Here is a 17,747-nt window from a genome sequence, read left to right on the forward strand (position 1 = left end):
GTGATTTGCTCGAACCAAATCGGTTGCGACCGGGCAATTTATCGGTGACGTGCTCATGGGGTCCGTTTTTACGAGTTATCGCGCAGTGCGTCGGGCCGCTGCGCCACGTTGCGTCACATCGTATGCGGGTGCGCAATTGCCTTCCGCCGGACGCCCCGTGAGAATTTGGTGGTCTGGTCGAATATTGTTTGAAATGTCTGCCATGGCTGGCGTCGGATTAGTCCACGCGGTATGGCTTCGGAAATGCCCTTGGAGGTCAGTTGTGATTGAGTATTTAAAGTTGAGCAAGCCCCTGGAAGTTCAAACCGAGATCGCCGGTCAGGTTCGAAGCACCGTAGAAAAAATCATCGCGGATGTGGCTGAAAGAGGCGACGCCGCAGTGCGTGAATATTCCAAGCATTTCGACAAGTGGGACCCCGCGTCCTTCCGTTTGACCGACGATGAAATTGCGGCGTGCGTCGCCACCCTTTCCGAGCGTGAGATCGCAGATATCAAGTTCGCGCAGCAGCAGGTACGCCGCTTTGCCGAGATTCAAAAGGCAGCGCTGCGGGATGTGGAAGTAGAGACATTGCCGGGGGTCATCCTTGGCCACAAAAACATCCCTGTCAATTCGGTCGGCTGCTACATCCCCGGGGGCAAATATCCGCTGTTGGCGTCGGCGCACATGAGCGTACTGACGGCAAAAGTAGCGGGCGTGAAGAGGGTGGTCGCGGTCGCGCCGCCTTTCGACGGTAAGCCGCACCCCGCGATGGTGACAGCCATGTATCTCGCAGGTGCCGATGAGATCTATTGCATTGGCGGCGTGCAGGCGGTCGCTGCCTTGGCGCTGGGCACCGACCAATTCGCGCCAGTCGATATGGTGGTCGGGCCGGGCAACGCCTACGTCGCCGAGGCCAAGCGTCAGTTGTTTGGAAAGATTGGTATTGACCTGATTGCCGGGCCCACCGAGACACTCGTCATTGCAGACGAGTCTTCAGACGCTGAAATTGTGGTCGCCGACCTCTTGGGGCAAGCCGAGCACGGTGTCAATTCGCCAGCGGTGTTTTTGACCAACTCGAGAGAACTTGCCAATGCGTTGCCTGCGGAAATCGAGCGACAACTGGCGATCCTGCCGACTGCAGCAGTTGCTTCGGTAGCCTGGCGGGATTACGGCGAGATCATCCTGTGCGATACCATCGACGAGATGGTTGAAGAAGCCGACCGCATTGCCTCGGAACACGTGCAAGTCATGACGCGCGATCCCCTTTATTTCCTGGAGCACATGACGAACTACGGTGCGTTGTTCCTCGGCGATCGAACGAACGTATCGTACGGCGACAAGGTGATTGGGACCAATCACACGCTTCCTACCCTGAAAGCGGCCCGTTATACAGGCGGTCTCTGGGTTGGCAAGTTCATCAAGACCTGCACGTATCAGCGCGTCCTGACTGACGAAGCTTCCGTGATGATTGGCGAATACTGCTCGCGGCTCTGCGCAATGGAAGGGTTTGCCGGACACAAAGAGCAGGCCGACATCCGGGTGCGTCGCTTCAGCAAGTAAGGATGTGTCGCGCTCATCTGAGCCGCGCGCGACTTTTCGGCACTCACGTGAGTGCCGTCGCTTGCGTTGTGATGCCTGCCACTTGAAAGCTCGAAGGCCCTCAAACCGACGATGCGGCGGGTGCCGTCTCATTGAGCAGCAATCTACGGATTGCTGCTCCGGCGCGCACGGGAGGTTGTTCGCTACATAGCCGCCTTTCTCATATGCTCAGTGTCTCTTGCGGACAGTAAGAGCTTCAGCGTGCCTCTGTCCTTGGACTCCCTGATCGCTACGCCTGATGGGATTTATTGCAGGTCGTCCATTTCCCCCTCATATAGTTTGCACTGTTGGCTTTTCTTGCCACGGTTGATGCGACCAGATTCACGCACTGCGTCGTGCTGCGTCACGCAGGATCCCTCAATGGAAATGCGTTGCGAAGCAATTGACTGAGCATCCGTTCGCATCCGGCTGACGATCTCGATTGTTGCGAATGGGAAAAACATCGACCCGGAGCGCCGTCGGTGTTCTTGGGTGACGCAGTTCGTGCGTCGGTTCGCGCCAGAAATTCACTGTTTGCGAAATTGAGCCTTGATTATTGGGCTTCAATACTTCGACGCAAGTGAGGAGATATGACATATCGATGAACCGATAAATCATTTCGAGTTTTCACCGAGGGGATCCAAGAGAAGACCCCCCACATAGATCAGGTGTCCATCTCAAGAGGACGGATCCTTGTAATTAGTACAACCTACTTTTAGGTAAAGTTGACCCTCCCGCGATTTTCGTCAGTAGCAGTTCACAAGCGATCTTTCTGGTAGTGCGGCGGCATAGCAGCCGAAGGCATGTGCCGGACTTGTTCTCCAATACACACATATAGCACGGGTAAGTCAATGAAACGACAGGTTATCTCCACAATCGCTCTGGGTATTGCCGCCTACGCCACCGGGGCGCACGCCCAAAACTCGGTGACACTCTATGGCGTCGTCGATACAGGAATCGCGTACATTCATAACAGCGGTGGCAACAGTACTCAGGTGAAGATGTCATCCGGCAATCTGTCGGGCAACCAGTGGGGAGTCAAAGGCTCAGAGGACCTCGGGGGTGGACTCACGGCCAACTTTCAGCTCGAGAATGGCTTCGATCTTGGATCCGGTCAGTTGCAGAACAATGGACGCGAATTCGGTCGCCTGGCTTTCGTAGGCTTGACAAGTACATCATACGGTGCGCTGACGCTCGGCCGTCAATACGACCCGGTTACGGATCTTCTGCAGCCGATCACAGCCGACTCCTACAGCGGCATCTTTGCTCCTCCCGGAGACATTGACAACTACGACGATAGTGCCCGGTTCGACAATGCCGTCAAGTGGACAAGCCCGACCTGGGGCGGCGTGACCGTCGAGACCATGTACGCACTGGGTGGCGTAGCCGGCTCGGTAGGCTCGGGTCAAACCTGGTCTGCGGCAGCGGCGTATACCGCTGGCGCGTTGAGCGTTGCAGGCGGTTTCCTGCACGTGGATAACGGCAACACCGTGCTCTCGACGCGAGGAACTTCCACGTCAGACAGCTTCTTCAATAGTTCGGTTAACTCGGCGTACGCTTCGTCGCGGTCAATCAATGTTGGACGGGTTGGAGCGCAGTACGTCATTGGTTCGGTCACGGCAGGCGCCGCATACTCGTACTCGCTATATAGTCCGGACGCGTCGTCAACGTTCACTGGCTCGGAACACTTCCAAAACGGTTCGGTGTTCGCCAGTTGGATGATCAATCCCGCATTTCAGTTGATCGGTGGTTACAACTATACGAAGTCGGGCGGTAATTCGTCGGCGACGTATCACCAGGCCGACGTCGGCCTGGATTACTTGCTGAGCAAGCGCACCGATGTCTATCTGGCTGGAGCTTATACGCACGCAAATGGCCAGAACGGCGCGGGCGAGGCCCAAGCAGTCATCGGATCATATGACGTAGACGCCGGCGCGCAATCCCAACTGCTCGCCATTGTCGGGTTGCGTCACAAGTTTTAAGGAGCGTGGGTGTTTGGCGCCCGCGGATGCTCTCACATCCCGGGCGTTTTTTTTAGTTTATGCGGAGTCCTTACGGACTCTCATCATGTGCAAGCTTTTCGACCACTTCTTTATGTCCTAGCCGTCTACGCCTTTTTCCTCGCGCAAAGAACCTGGGTTGCGCTCGCCAGCCGGCCGGTGACCTTGAGTAGGTGCCCTCGTTGACGCAAAAGATTTACCCGGGAGATTTCTTGTCAAGCCCTGATCCTGATTACCTTAGCTGGCTTCTTGAGCAATCAATGCTTCGCCAGGCCAAGGAACGTGCAAAAACCTACGCCGGGCAGGCTCGCCAGTGGATGCATCCGTATGCCGAATCCCGTCCGCGGGTTGCGTCGGATGTGTCCTCCGTCTGGTTCACTGCCTACGCTGGATCACTGATCTGCGCGCCAGGCGAGTCCGTGCTGGCGACACTCGGTTCCGATGTCTTGTGGCGCGCGCTTTCCTCCATCGGAGTACAGGCAGTGCATCCCGGCCCCACCAAAAAGGCGGGAGGCATCAAAGGATGGCTGCATACGCCTTCGGTGGACGGGAATTTCGACCGCATTGGTTTTGAGATCGATGCAGCGGTGGGGACCGACGCCGAGTTCATTGCGATGAGTCGCATGGCGGCCGCGCACAACGCGATCGTGATTGATGACGTGGTGCCGGCGCACACTGGCAAAGGAGCAGATTTTCGGCTTGCCGAGATGGGCTATGAAGACTATCCCGGCTTGTATCACATGGTCGAAATCAAGCCAGAAGATTGGGATCTTCTTCCGGACGTTCCCGACCACCGTGACGCGCTCAATTTAACCCCCGAACTCGTGGATTGTCTCAAAGAGAAGTGTTATATCGTTGGGCAACTGCAGCGTGTCATCTTCTTTGAGCCGGGCATCAAGGAAACGGACTGGAGTGTGACCGGGCCCGTCACCGGGGTCGACAGCGTCATTCGACGGTGGGTGTATCTTCATTATTTCAAAGAAGGCCAACCGTCCCTCAACTGGCTCGATCCTACCTTTTCAGCTCAGCAGTTGATCATTGGCGACGCGCTCCATTCACTTGATGCATTGGGCGCCCGTGGCCTGCGACTCGACGCCAATGGCTTCCTGGGTGTGGAGCGGCGGTCAGGCGGAAATGCGTGGTCCGAAAGCCATCCGCTGTCCATCACCGGCAATCAACTTCTCGGCGGCGCTATCAGAAAGGCTGGAGGCTTCAGCTTTCAGGAGTTGAATCTCACTGTCGATGATATTGCTGCGATGTCGAAGGGTGGGGCCGATCTCTCCTATGATTTCATCACCCGTCCTGCCTATCACCACGCTATTCTCACTGGCGATACTGAGTTTCTTCGTTTAATGCTTCGAACGGTGCATCAGCATGGTATCGATCCGGCCTCGTTGGTCCACGCGATGCAGAACCATGACGAGTTGACGCTGGAACTCGTTCATTTCTGGACGCTGCACGCCGGCACCACTTTTGCGTTCAAGGGACAAACCTGGCCCGGCATCATATTGCGCGAGCATATACGCGAGACTATGTACGAACGCCTGTGCGGAGAGCACGCCCCCTACAACCTGCGCTTCGTCACCAATGGTGTGGCTTGTACGACTGCCAGCGTCATCACCGCCGCGTTGGGAATCCGCGAGCTCGATGCCATGAGCGAGGAAGACAAGCGGCGCGTTCAAAAGATTCACCTGCTACTTTGCATGTACAACGCCCTACAGCCGGGAATTTTCGCAATCTCCGGATGGGACCTGGTAGGAGCGCTTCCACTACCCATGGCCAGCGTGGAACACCGGATGGGAGACGGTGACACCCGCTGGATCCAGCGTGGGGCTTACGATCTTGTCGACGCGGACGAGGCGGCATTACATTCTCGCGACGGAACGCCCAAAGCGGTGTGCTTGTACGGGAGCCTGACTAAACAGCTTGAAGACGCCAACTCTTTCGCCAGTCAACTCAAGCGCTTGCTGGCGATCCGACACGCCTACAGCCTTGCCTCGAGCAAACAAATCGCAATTCCCAATGTGAGTAGTCCCGGGTTACTCGTCATGGTGCACGAACTTCCGGGTGGCCGGGGAACGCAAGTGACGGCATTGAACTTCGGTCCGGTGTCGATTGAAGAAACGCTCTCCCTGACGGGGATTCCACCCGGGCCTGTAGTGGACATGATCAATGAGAGCGTTGAGGGCGACCTCGACCAATATGGCCAACTCAGAATCCATCTCGACGGGTATGAAGGACTGAGCTTGCGCATTGTCAGCACGCTTCCAGTCGGGTCGCATGTCCAGTCCTGAGACGCCGTGGGCGCAAACAAGGGCTTTCGGCAAAGCCGTGCTTGTCGCATGAAGGTTGTCCGGCCCACTACGCAAATCGAGCATTCCCGTGTCGGTAAAGAGTAGGAGATTCGTCGCACACTGGGCGTTGATCCGCGTCCAGCAATTCGGTGTAAGCCGGCGTCAGGCGATATTGACACAAAGAACCTGATAAGAGATAATCCGGCTTATACGTATAAGTTAATGGTCTGAGAGGCGAGGACAAGCGCCATCAGTGCTAGCGACGGTCCTCGTCTCGTGGACTCGATGGGCCCGCTTTCGTCAGAGGGAGTGGGGCGCTACGCAGGACCTTTGATGAACGAGCACACCCCGGATTCTTTTTTTTAGGTTTCTTCGCCATCGTGGCGATCGCCTGGTTTGGGATTGAACGGATGCGTTTTCCAGGATCGCGGATCGCCAGGCAAGTCATCAATAAGATTGACTGCCAGCAGCAGCTTCGCGCGAGTTGAGGCTACGCACTCAATGCGTTCATTGACACGGCATTGACCAAAAAGTCTTCGCTGGTCAGATCATTTTTTCACCTTGGCGCAGACTCGGATATCGACCAACCCCGGCCGTGGCCGTACACGGATTCGGGCGTGCCATTACTCGCGACCAGCGCCTATGTATTCCGAGCACTCCGTACGATTTAAAGCAGCGTTGAGCAAGAACTTCCTGTCTCGTGGTCGACAGAGTGCTACGCGCTCAATTTTTTTCGTGGCGGGTTACGGCAGGGCGGCTTGGGCGCCCCTTGTGCCGCTTGTCAAACTGCGCGCGGGCCTGGACGATGGCCAACTCGGGCTTTTGTTGCTTTGTCTGGGCGCCGGCTCAATGGTCGCAATGCCATTTGCCGGCGCACTGGCAGCCAGGATCGGGTGCAGGGTGGTGATTGCGGTATCAACCGTACTGCTCTGTGTTGCACTGTTCGCTCTTGCGTGTGCGGGCACCGTTCCTATGGTGATCTGTGCGCTGACAGTCTTTGGCATGGCAGGGGGGGCGATCGACGTAGCCATGAACATTCAGGCAATTGAGGTCGAGCGAGACTGCGGGCGTTCAATCATGTCGGGGTTTCATGCGTTCTACAGTGTGGGCGGTATCGCGGGCGCCGCGGGTGCAAGCTTGCTGCTTACCGCCGGTATTTCGCCGGGTACGTCGACCGCTTTGGCGACACTTCTTATCGCCATGTCCTTGCTGTATGCCTATCCGTTCTTGATCAAGGAACCACAGGCCAAGGGGGCAACGCTGTTTGCTGTCCCCCGCGGAGTCGTGCTCGTCCTCAGTGCATTCACGTTCATCGTTTTTCTGACCGAAAGCGCTGTGCTGGACTGGAGCGGGGTATTCCTTACGTCGGTGCGTGGCATGACTCACGTTTATGCCGGATATGGGTATGCATCCTTCGCTGCAACAATGACCATCGGACGTCTGATGGGCGACAAGGTGGTTCGCCGTTTTGGTCGGATTCGTATTGTTGTTGTGGGCAGCTTGTTCGCTGCCTCGGGTTTCGCGATTGTGGCAGTCGTTCCCTCGTGGAAATTGGCTTTACTGGGATATGCCCTTGTTGGAGCAGGGTGTTCAAACATTGCACCCGTCTTGTTTTCGTCGGTCGGCAGGCAAAAACTGATGTCTACAGGCGCCGCGGTCGCGGCCATGACTACGATTGGATACGGGGGCATCTTCGTGGGGCCGGCCCTCATAGGGGCGATTGCGCGATATTCGACGCTCGCGTCCGCTTTTCTTGCGGTGACTGCTCTCTTGCTATGCATCGCGGTAACTGCGCGGATAGTGCTCCGAAGTGAATAAAGGTGGGATAAGCGGCATATTCCATCTTTGCGTTCGCGCATGGGTCAGAGCAAAGTCCCTTTCTCTCCCCCTTCCAGACAAACACTTTTGCACTAACCAGGCCCCAACTCGAGCAGGTCTGCTCGAGTTGGGAGCGCTGCGTTTTCGCGAGCCGTGCGCATCCCCGGGCCGCAGGATTCGAGCTAGGCTGCGCGAGCGCCTGCACTCGCAACCGCGTTGCAGGATCATCAAGCCAGTGGCGCTAGTCCACCGCGGTTATGATCTTTGCAAAGCGCGATTCTGAATCAGTCAGTCCGCAACCTTAGCCGTCGCGACGATCACAAAAAGCATGGCCGCAATGGTGAGGAACGCCACCGGCAGGCTCAGGAGGTCGGCAATATTGCCAAGGAACGCCGGGCCGGTAAGCATACCTGCATAGCCGATGGTGGCGACGACCGGCATGGCAACGGCGATCGGCATGACGTTCTGCCGTGTGACGGCGAGGAACAGGGTTGGTACGATGTTGGCCAATCCAAATCCTATCAAGGCAAAAGACAACCCCAAGAACATCCAGTTTGTCGTTACCACGAGCAAGACGATCCCTGACGCGGCGAGTAGAGATCCGCCCCAAAGCAGGCGCCTCGACTGCAGCACCTTCGCAAGATAGTCTCCCGACAACCTCCCTAGAGTCATTGCCACCGCAAAACATGCGTATCCGTAGCCTGCGCGAGATGGCTCGAAGCTTTTTATTGTCGTCAGGAAAACGCCGCTCCAGTCGAGCATGGCGCCCTCCGCGAGAAACGAGATGAAGCAAAGTACACCGATCCACAGCACGCGGCCTTTTGGAAAGGTCAGAATGAAGTTTGTTGCTTCGGTCGTATACGCAATGAAATATCGGCCGTAGTAACACCAGATGCCGACCAGAATGGCAGCAATGCAAGCTACCGCGAATTCGGGACTTGAATGCAGGGAAAGGAGGGCGCTTACCCCTGTTGCTCCTGCAATGCACCCAATGCTGAACCAGGCATGAAAACCAGACATCAGGGGTTCGCTGTGTGCCCTTTGCACGACTGCGGATTGCAGGTTCATGGCCGACTCGGTAACGCCCAGTCCGGACCCGAAGAGAAACAAGCAGATAACCAATACGGCGCTGCTTCCAGTTTCCGCGAGAAGGAAAAGAGACAGGCAAGCGACAGGACCGGCCGAGAGAATGACTCTTCTACATCCATAGCGGGACGCGAGGACCGTTCCAACGGGCATGGCGAGGAGACATCCCAGTCCGAAACAAAGCAGGGAGAATCCAAACTGGCTATCTGAAAGATGCAGCCTCAATTTGGCCAGCGGAGCCAGCGGAGCCCATGCGGACAGAAACAGTCCGAAGGAAAAAAAGCCGGCTCGTGTGGATGAGCGCTCAGAGGCAGATGAGGGGAGGGTGCGGTTCGCGCTCGTAGTATCCATGTTGTTTTCGGTGGTCACCGCGGTGGAATGAAGCACGCTCGGATTCGTGGCAATAACCCTTTAGTTTAAGTGTGTCCGTGTGCACGGGTAACTTCGCACATGAACATTTCATGACGCAATGCGACGCAATAAACATCATCGACGTCATGACGAGGTCTAAGAAGTCTCAATGGACCCGCAGCGACAGATCCTTAAAGATGATCTGTCGCGCAAACCGTTTGAGACGCAGAGTGACGCATGATCCGCGCCTTGTTGCGTCGGAAATGCAGTGCTCGCGAAATTGATGGCGGCTTAATGGTCAATGACCATGGAGATGGCAGCACGCATGTTGCGTGCTGCAATGCGAATGCGGGAGACATGCAGTGCAAGACGAAAAGATCAGGGTAGCGATAATTGGATATGGATTCGTTACGCGGCACTTTCATATACCGCTGATTTCAAGCGTAGAAGGGTTGGAACTGGTTGCTGTTGGCACCCAGCGCCCGAGCCAGGTTGGATTGGATGTCTCGACGGTCAAAGTATTGAGTCCGGAGGCCGCGGCGGTTTCTGACGCGGTTGACCTCGTGGTGGTCGCCAGTGTCAACGAGAGCCACTTCAAATTCGCGCAGCTTGCCCTTGAGGCGGGCAAACATGTTGTGGTTGAAAAGCCATTCACGCCGACCTTGCAGGCAGCGCGTGAATTGGCGGACCTGGCAACGCGCGCCGGCAGGCATCTGTCGGTCTTCCAGAATCGCCGTTGGGATAGCGACTTTTTGACCATACAGGATGCGATTCGGAACGAGGATCTTGGCGAGATCGTCCACTTCGAATCACATATTGACCGGTATGCGCCGCAGGTGCCGGATGCCTGGCGCGAGGAGCCGGCTCCCGGCGCCGGCACGTGGTTCGACCTTGGCCCCCATGTCGGAGACCAGGTGCTTCTTCAATTCGGGTTGCCGGACACCGTTACCGCGTCATTCGCCCAGCAGCGTACTGGGGCCAGGACCGACGACTGGTTCACGGTCATCCTCTCATACGGACAATTGAGGGTCGTTCTGCGAGGTGCGCAACTGGTGCCTGGTTTCGGCATTCGCTTCCTCGTACACGGCACAAGACGGTCGGTAGTCAAGCAGGGACAAGATATTCAAGAACATCAGCTGCTCGCGGGAATGACACCGGAAGCCCCATCGTTTGGCGTGGACCCGGACTGCGCGTATGTCTTTGACCCTGGGAATCACCCTGGTGAGCGCCGGGCAGTGCAGGCGACTCGCGGTGACCAGTCGCAATTCTATGTACAGCTCGAGAAGGCGATACGGGGAGAGGGACCCAACCCCGTTGCCCCTCCTGAGGCAGTCGCGTTGATTGCGCTTCTGGAAGCCGTTTCGACCTCGGCAGCCGAGGGACGCACAGTAGCGCTGCCCTTGACGGAACACGAACGTGCGGCGTTCGAAGGCGCCAGACGGACGCATTTGTGATTGATGGCAGGAGTGGGCAGGTCGTGGGTGACATGCCCATTCCTGCTCCCCCACTATCTCACTGGAACTCTGAAAATTGACCAAGAAAGCCGTTGCGATGGTCGACTATATCGTCGTCGGAGGAGGATCTACTGGATGCGTCATTGCTTCCAGGCTGAGCGAGGAGAAAGGCACTTCGGTCACGCTGCTCGAGGAAGGGCCCCGCGACCGCAGTCCCTATATCCATATCCCCGGTGCCTACTACAAAACAGCGCAGGGACCTCTGCTGAAACGCTTTCCGTGGGTGCCCACGGCCGAACAGGGACGCGAGGCGTCACCAACCATGGTGCAGGCCAGTGTTCTTGGCGGAGGCAGTTCGGTCAACGCAATGATCTATATCCGCGGCGTGCCGTCCGACTATGATCAGTGGAGCAGCTCCGGCGCAACGGGATGGGGATATAAGGATGTACTGCCTTATTTCCTTCGAGCGGAAGACAACGAACGCTTCTGTAATGAGAATCACGGCGTGGGTGGGCCGCTGGGTGTGTCGGACGTCGGCCATATTCATCCTTTGACCAAAGTGTGGCTGAAAGCCTGTCAACAGGCGGGCCTTCCCTACAACGAAGATTTCAACTCGGGCGATCAGGCGGGCTGCGGCCTGTATCAGATCACCGCTCGCGATGGAAGAAGAAGCAGCTCGGCGGTCGCCTATCTTCGTCCTGCCGAAGGCCGCTCAAATCTGATCGTGCGCACCGGGGTCCGGGTGACGCGAATTCTCATAGAGGGCGGTCGTGCGGTCGGCGTGGAATTTGTCGAGAACGGGCAATCAAGGCAGCTACGAGCGCGGCGCGAGGTCATCCTGTGCGCCGGTGCTATCAATTCGCCCAAGCTGTTGATGTTGTCTGGCATTGGTCCCAAGCAGGAACTTGAGAAGCATGGCATTCCGGTAATCGCCAATCTCGAGGGCGTGGGACAGAACCTGCAGGATCACATTGAAATCTCACTTGTGTACCAGCTGAAGGGTCCCCACAGCTACGACAAATACAAAAAACTCCACTGGAAGATGCTCGCCGGCCTGCAATACGCGTTATTCAAAAGCGGACCGGCTGCCTCCAATCTAATTGAGGGCGGCGCGTTCTGGTGGGGCAACCAATCGGAGCGCACTCCAGATATCCAGTACTTCCTGGTCGTCGGAGCCGGAATTGAGGAAGGCATTGACGGCGTGCCCGGCGGCAACGGTTGTACTGTCAATCTCGGGCAGATCCGACCTCGCTCGCGTGGATACGTTGCCCTGAACAGCAGCGATCCACTGGATGTTCCGCTGATTTGCCCAAACTACTTTAGTGATCCATACGATCTGGATGCGGTGGTTCAAGGGTGTTCGAAAGCGATGGATATCATGGAACAACCCGCGATGAGCAAATACATCGAGCGTCGCTTCGTTCCGTTGCAACCGATTCTGGATAAACAGGCGTTACGCCAATTCTGTCAGCAGGAGGCTCATGCCGCCCTGCATCCCGCCGGAACGTGTCGCATGGGCACCGATGAGCTTGCCGTCGTCGATCCCGAACTTCGTGTGCGGGGTATCGATGGTTTGCGGGTGGCTGACGCATCGGTCATGCCAGTCCTCATCTCAGGTAACCCTAACGCGGTCTGCATCATGATCGGCGAGAAAGCCTCGGATCTGATCCGCGGGATAAAAATCAGCAACGCTCGCAATGATGCGCCCGACGAGAGCGATCGAGCAATCAGTCCCGCCTGACACCGTCATTGTTCGCCCGCCCCAAGGGACGATCTTTGGGTACGGCCTTTGGGCGGGCGCGCTGGCATGCTCGAGATCCGCGCGTGCCAGCTATGCGCATGCCCAAAAGCCATTTCACCCTGTGTCGCGTGAGAGGCCGTAGTCGCGGTGGGGCAAGAGGTCGCTTGGCTTTGGACGCCTTCGACGCAGGAAAGCTGCGCGGAAAAAATCTAGACACAGGTTGTCTTTCGCGGTCTGCATGACGTGGCGTCAGCACTCATTGCGCGATCCCGTGATTGTTCCGAATGCCGTCTGGGCCACCTAACATGCGAAGGCAGATGCGCGGCCATTGGTAGAACTTTTCCTGGTCTTGGCGTTTTCGTGCCATGCACTAATGCTTCATTGGTCAGGCCAAGCCACCAACCCAGGTTGAACGCAGGCGCTGCTTTCCGGTCGTCCTGGAACCGAAGACCCGACGTGATCCGAAGCTGCCGCGCAGGTCCACGGCCCAGGGCCGAAACGCAGGAAAACGTCCTTCAACCACCGTTCCGTTCTTTGGATAAAGTGATCTCCGGCGCACGCGTCGGAGATCACTCAGTCTTAAACTCAGGCGTTTTTAACAGATGCCAGCAACTTCTTGATGGCTTCTGCTGACGTCATTGACGGCGTGTTAACAAATTGCGTGATTACATCGACGTAAGCGGCGCGGATGTCGCGTTCCAGCGCTGCATTTTCGATGAATGACGGCAGGACCGAACCCTCTTTGGCACCGGCAGCACGGTCCGCAAAATTCGTCTTTGCGCAGTCGTCAAACTTTTCCTGCGGGACATCGTTCCGGGCCGGGAGCGAGCCTTTCCGAAGGTTGAAGTTTTCCTGTACGTCGCGGTCCATGACGGCGTTTGCCAAGGTCGCCTGATTGGCCAGTGCGGCCGGGTTCGTCTGCTTAAAGAAGGTAAACGAATCCATCACCCAGACGAATGCATGGCCACTACCAGGCGTAGCCGAGCACACGAAGTCGACGCCAGGCTTCTTGCCGGCCCGCAGGAATTCGCCCTTTGCCCAGTCTGCATGAATCTGCATGCCGGCTTTGCCATCGATGACCATTTGGGTTGCGACGTTCCAGTCACGCCCTGCTCGATTGGGATCGGTGTATCCGATGATCTTTCGAAGTTCGTCAAAGACCCGTCCCATCGTTGCGCTTTGGATGGCCGCGGGATCGTGTTCGATGATCGCTTTCTTGTAGAACGCCGGGCCGCCCATGCCAATGACCAGATCGCTGAAAATCTCGGCTTCTTGCCAGTCTTCGCCACCCAGTGCCACGGGGATGATTCCGTCTTTCTTCATCGCTTCGGCGAGGGTGTTGAACTCTTCCCACGTCGTCGGCGCCTTGCCGCCGTACTTCTGAAGGATCTTCTTGTTGATCCAGAGCATGTTTTCGCGATGCTCGTCGATGGGAACGCCATACCACGAGCCCTTGTACTTCACGTAGGGAATCAACTCGGGTGAGACAAGCTTGTCCCAATTGCCCGCCTTGGCATAGGTATCCAGATTGGCGAGTTCATTCTGTTCCGCGTAAGAAAACAGCAGTTGTGGCTGTGCCTGGGCGGCGGTGGGTGCGTTGCCCGCCGATAGCCGTGCCTGAAGCGCCTGCTGCTGGTTGGCACCGTCGTCGCCGGCGATTGCGCTGTCTTTCCAGCCCAAGCCCTTCTTTACCAGCGCATCCTTGACCGCCTGTAGTGCGAACGATTCGCTGCTCGACGTCCACTGATGCACTACCTCAACCTGCGGCGTCTGCGCCGCAGCGATCCCACTCATCGCACCGCTTGCGATGACCGATGCGATCAAGCGTGCTAATCCCTGCTTCTGCTTCGCTTTCATTTTCACAGCACAATCTCCTCATAGATGTCGATGTTCGTCACTAGCGGGTGCCACTTTTTTTGCCAACGTTGAGAACAGTCCGGAGTATTCGAGTGCAAATTAACGCGCGCAATTTCGCTATTCGGAGTTTTGCGACGCAAACTGACGCTGAGCTAGCGTCGAGTCGCTTCTGTCTTCGTTCCGACGCCGTAGATCACGCGTCTTTCTTGGATACCTAGTTGTTCATCGAGGCCGGTGGCGCTGGAAAGTGCGTCTACATGCGTCGGCTTTCGGAGCAGTTGCGAAATTGCCAACCGAATTTTGAGTATTCAGACTGACCGCCAAATCACCGATCCGAAGAAGATGAACGGCCACCACACTCGTATGTATCGCGACTTCGTGATCGAGATAGCGCTTCTTAGAGAGGGCGATGATTTGGCTAGCCTGTCGGTTACAACCCGAAGTCTAGCCGACGGATCGGCAGGACCGGAGAAGCGGTTTTCGCTGAAAGCCGATCAGAACGTTTTGACAACCGCGACCAATCGCATCAGACAAGCGATCGATTTGTGGATAGGCGGAAAGCCCGCCGAAGCGTTGAACACGCTATGACAACGCTCGCTCACGCGGGGAATGGTACAGCCAAGGCGTAAGGCTCGCAGCTTGACAATAACGAAGGGGTAAAAATGGTTGAAAGAGACAATGCGCTCGTGTTCCATGCGACCGTTTCAAAATACTCTAACGTGGTAACGGACATCGACATCATGAGGTCGGTCGGGTTCGACGGCGTTGAGCTCACCAGCACCAAGCTCCAGGCTTACCTCGACGCCGGTTACTCGAGCGAAGACTTGCGTCAGCTCCTGGCGAGCGTGTCCGTGCCCGGGATCGGGTTTCTCATCGACATCGAACGACAAGGCGAAGAAGCAGTTGCGCTTTGGGAGCGCGCCAGGGCGCTATTCAATCTCGCGACGTTGTCGGGCGCCAAGGGAGTGCAGGTGCTTACGGGCCCGGTCAACGTGCAGGCCGTGATTGACTGGTCGAAGCTAGGCCGTACGAATCACTACGCCGGCTTGCTTGGCTATGCGGACGATGAGCAGATCGCGATAACTGCCAGGAATCTTGCGGTACTGGCCGACATGGCCAAGGAAGCCGGACTGCTTCTTTATCTGGAAACACTTTCGTGGTCTCCGGTAAATGGGCTCGACAAGTCGCTTCGCGTCATTGAGAGGGCGGAGCGCGACAATGTCAGACTCGTCGTTGACTACTGGCATTGCTATACCTCGGGCGTAACGCCCGATGACGTCGCCAAGTTGGACAAGGAGTTGATTTACGGTGTGCATGTCTGCGATTCGCGCCAATTCGATGGTGGTATTCCCATGGAAAGTGTTCTTCGAGATGTACCGACCGGCGCGGGTGTTCTTGATCTCAAACTTTGGACCGACGCTGTAAAGGCAACCGGCTATACAGGATGGTGGAGTTGTGAGCTATTTTGCAATCGACAGCATCAACAGAATGGCTACCTCGTGGCAGAAGAACTTAAAAATCTTATGAAGACGCTGGTGCTGTAGCAGACGACACGAGCAGCGCTTTTTTGGATGCTTTTTTCCAAGATGAACAGCGTTGGGGTCGGTTTCCGACGAGAGATCGACCTTGCCCTCTGCACACTTTTTCTTTTCATGACGGCACCGACTATTGTGTCCTGCAGCCGTAGTCATTTATGCCGGACAATGAAGTAAGCGTGAGTGAGAAATTTTTTTAAAATGAATGGTACTGCGAATCAATATTTAAAATAGCACAGATACATGAACTAAAGGTTTCAGGAGCTTTACGGACATGCGGTGATCATGGGTTCATCTTCGGACTTTTCACGCCGCTGACCTTTTCCGCTAACGAGGAAGATTTAGACGCTAATGAAAAGTCTTACTATCCGCTCCCGTCTGGGGCTCTGCATGTCATTCATGGGTTTGCTATTAGCATTGGCTATCGGATTGGGCTTGTACGGCATGAGCATCATCAACGACTCAATGCGCGAGGCAAGTCAAAATACAATCCCTGCCATTGACGCATTGGGGAATGCGGAGATCTACATTGGGCGCAGTCGGTTCGTCTATGACAGGATTGCGTTGCAGCCTACATCGCAGGAAAACGCCGATCTGCAAAAACAAGCTGGCGCGTTGCTCGACCAGTCGGATGACTGGTTCAAGAGATACGACAGTCTTCCCCGTAACCCGGAGGAGGACGGGCTGGCCCGCGATGCACGCGAGGCGCGAGCCCAGCTCAGGCAGATTATCTCGGACTTCGGGACGGCAATCGGAAATTACAACCAGGGCGAGGTCAACCGCATTTCTCTCGTTACCTTGCCGAAGGCCTATGACGTGATGGCGGACGCATCGAACCGCCTGAAGCATTTCCGGACTCGGTATGCGGAACTGCAAAATGCGGCGAATGCGAAGCGCTACCGAATGCAGCAGGTCTTGGGCGGTAGCCTCATGTTTCTGGGAGTACTGGCCGCATTAGGCGGATGGATTTTTCTTCGAAGAGCGATTGTCAGACCGTTGGGCGGGGCATTAACGCTACTACGGCACATCGCTGATGGTGACCTCACCGGTACAGATAACACCAGGGGGCACGACGAGATGGCTCAACTGACAAGAGGCATCGCCGAGATGCGGAGCAAACTCGCTGGGACCGTCGGAAGCGTGCGTCTGAATGCAGAAGCCATTGCCGCGGCGAGCAAACAGATTGCGACTGGTAACTCTGACTTGTCTTCGCGTACGGAAGATCAGGCGGCCTCACTTCAAGAAACGGTAGCCAGCATGGAGCACCTGACCGTTACCGTGAAGCGGAATTCAGAAAATGCAAATCACGCGACAGGTCTCGCCGGAAGTGCGAGCGAAGTGGCGCGGGAAGGTGCCCGGATCGTCGATGAGGTCGTGGAAAGGATGAGCGGGATCGAGCAAAGTTCCGAGCGGATCGGCGAGATTATTGGTGTCATTGAAAGCATCGCATTCCAGACGAACATTCTTGCACTGAACGCGGCCGTTGAGGCGGCGCGAGCGGGCGAGGAAGGTCGTGGCTTCGCCGTTGTTGCAACCGAGGTTCGCGCGCTCGCCCAGCGTTCGTCCAGCGCCGCGAAGGAAATCAAGGAGTTGATAGATGAATCCAGTAGTCGGGTACAGGCAGGCAGTGAACTAGTCGGCCATGCAGGTAATTCGATGATGCAGATTGGCGAGGCAATTCAGCGAGTGACGGGGATCATGGATGAGATTGCGAGCGCCTCCGTAGAGCAGACGCAAGGCATTGAGCGAATCAATGAGGCTATCTCGCAGATGGACGAAGCCACTCAACAGAATGCGGCGCTGGTGGAACAGGCAGCCGCGGCAGCGTCCGCCATGGAGCAGCAAGCGTCGAATTTGCACAGGGAAGTCGCTAACTTCCGCGTCTTGTGAATGATGCCCGCGCGTTACTTCGCGGGCCGTTGGCAAGACCTTTTAGTGGGCGTGCACCCAGCGCCAGAACGCAAGCGAAGCGGGGGCATGGACGAATTCGCTAGCGCCAATCATCGGCAACCTCTTGCGATCGGTCTGCGGTTTTTAGCCCCTATCCAAGTCG

General features: G+C 56.5%; 11 protein-coding genes. 9 read left to right on the forward strand and 2 right to left on the reverse strand.

All coding sequences use genetic code 11. The features are described 5' to 3' along the window. The first annotated feature begins 262 nt into the window (after window positions 1-262). The 4 genes from hisD to AWB69_RS27610 all read left to right on the forward strand — a co-directional run bounded on the left by hisD (window position 263) and on the right by AWB69_RS27610 (window position 7,670). Entirely contained in the window at window positions 263-1,540 is a 1,278-nt protein-coding gene (gene hisD / locus AWB69_RS27590) for a histidinol dehydrogenase (protein ID WP_062090007.1), read from the forward strand. Window positions 1,541-2,409: 869 nt separating this feature from the next. Beyond that, on the forward strand, window positions 2,410-3,540 hold the full coding sequence (locus tag AWB69_RS27600; protein ID WP_062090009.1) for a porin: 1,131 nt from the start codon (window positions 2,410-2,412) through the stop codon (window positions 3,538-3,540). A gap of 200 nt (window positions 3,541-3,740) precedes the next feature. Then, window positions 3,741-5,852: a maltose alpha-D-glucosyltransferase gene (gene treS, locus AWB69_RS27605; RefSeq protein ID WP_231937251.1), complete on the forward strand. Its 2,112-nt coding sequence runs from the start codon at window positions 3,741-3,743 to the stop codon at window positions 5,850-5,852. A gap of 735 nt (window positions 5,853-6,587) precedes the next feature. Next, a complete protein-coding gene (locus AWB69_RS27610; RefSeq protein ID WP_269447497.1) occupies window positions 6,588-7,670 on the forward strand; it encodes an MFS transporter in 1,083 nt (360 codons plus the stop codon). A 288-nt stretch (window positions 7,671-7,958) separates the two neighbouring features. On the opposite strand, the gene AWB69_RS27615 is transcribed toward AWB69_RS27610, so the two are convergent. Then, window positions 7,959-9,107, reverse strand: coding sequence for an MFS transporter (locus AWB69_RS27615; protein WP_062090011.1), 1,149 nt, complete (start codon window positions 9,105-9,107; stop codon window positions 7,959-7,961). Between the two features lie 362 nt (window positions 9,108-9,469). Between AWB69_RS27615 and AWB69_RS27620 the strand changes: the two genes are divergently transcribed. Further along, entirely contained in the window at window positions 9,470-10,561 is a 1,092-nt protein-coding gene (locus tag AWB69_RS27620; protein WP_231937253.1) for a Gfo/Idh/MocA family oxidoreductase, read from the forward strand. A 76-nt stretch (window positions 10,562-10,637) separates the two neighbouring features. Next, window positions 10,638-12,302: a GMC family oxidoreductase gene (locus AWB69_RS27625; RefSeq protein ID WP_231937254.1), complete on the forward strand. Its 1,665-nt coding sequence runs from the start codon at window positions 10,638-10,640 to the stop codon at window positions 12,300-12,302. A gap of 585 nt (window positions 12,303-12,887) precedes the next feature. On the opposite strand, the gene AWB69_RS27630 is transcribed toward AWB69_RS27625, so the two are convergent. After that, complete coding sequence (locus AWB69_RS27630; RefSeq protein ID WP_063977926.1) at window positions 12,888-14,159, reverse strand: ABC transporter substrate-binding protein; 1,272 nt, start codon at window positions 14,157-14,159, stop codon at window positions 12,888-12,890. Between the two features lie 234 nt (window positions 14,160-14,393). Between AWB69_RS27630 and AWB69_RS27635 the strand changes: the two genes are divergently transcribed. From AWB69_RS27635 to AWB69_RS50415, 3 genes are all read left to right on the forward strand, one after another. Next, window positions 14,394-14,747 carry a hypothetical protein gene (locus tag AWB69_RS27635; RefSeq protein ID WP_062090013.1) on the forward strand — a complete coding sequence of 118 codons (354 nt, stop codon included), beginning with the start codon at window positions 14,394-14,396 and terminating at the stop codon, window positions 14,745-14,747. 74 nt (window positions 14,748-14,821) lie between these two features. Then, window positions 14,822-15,703: a sugar phosphate isomerase/epimerase family protein gene (locus tag AWB69_RS27640; protein ID WP_062090014.1), complete on the forward strand. Its 882-nt coding sequence runs from the start codon at window positions 14,822-14,824 to the stop codon at window positions 15,701-15,703. A gap of 342 nt (window positions 15,704-16,045) precedes the next feature. After that, window positions 16,046-17,584, forward strand: a complete 1,539-nt coding sequence (locus tag AWB69_RS50415; RefSeq protein WP_062090015.1) for a methyl-accepting chemotaxis protein — start codon at window positions 16,046-16,048, stop codon at window positions 17,582-17,584. Window positions 17,585-17,747 lie beyond the last annotated feature (163 nt).

This window comes from Caballeronia udeis, assembly GCF_001544555.2.
In the GTDB taxonomy this organism is placed as follows: Bacteria; Pseudomonadota; Gammaproteobacteria; order Burkholderiales; family Burkholderiaceae; genus Caballeronia; species Caballeronia udeis.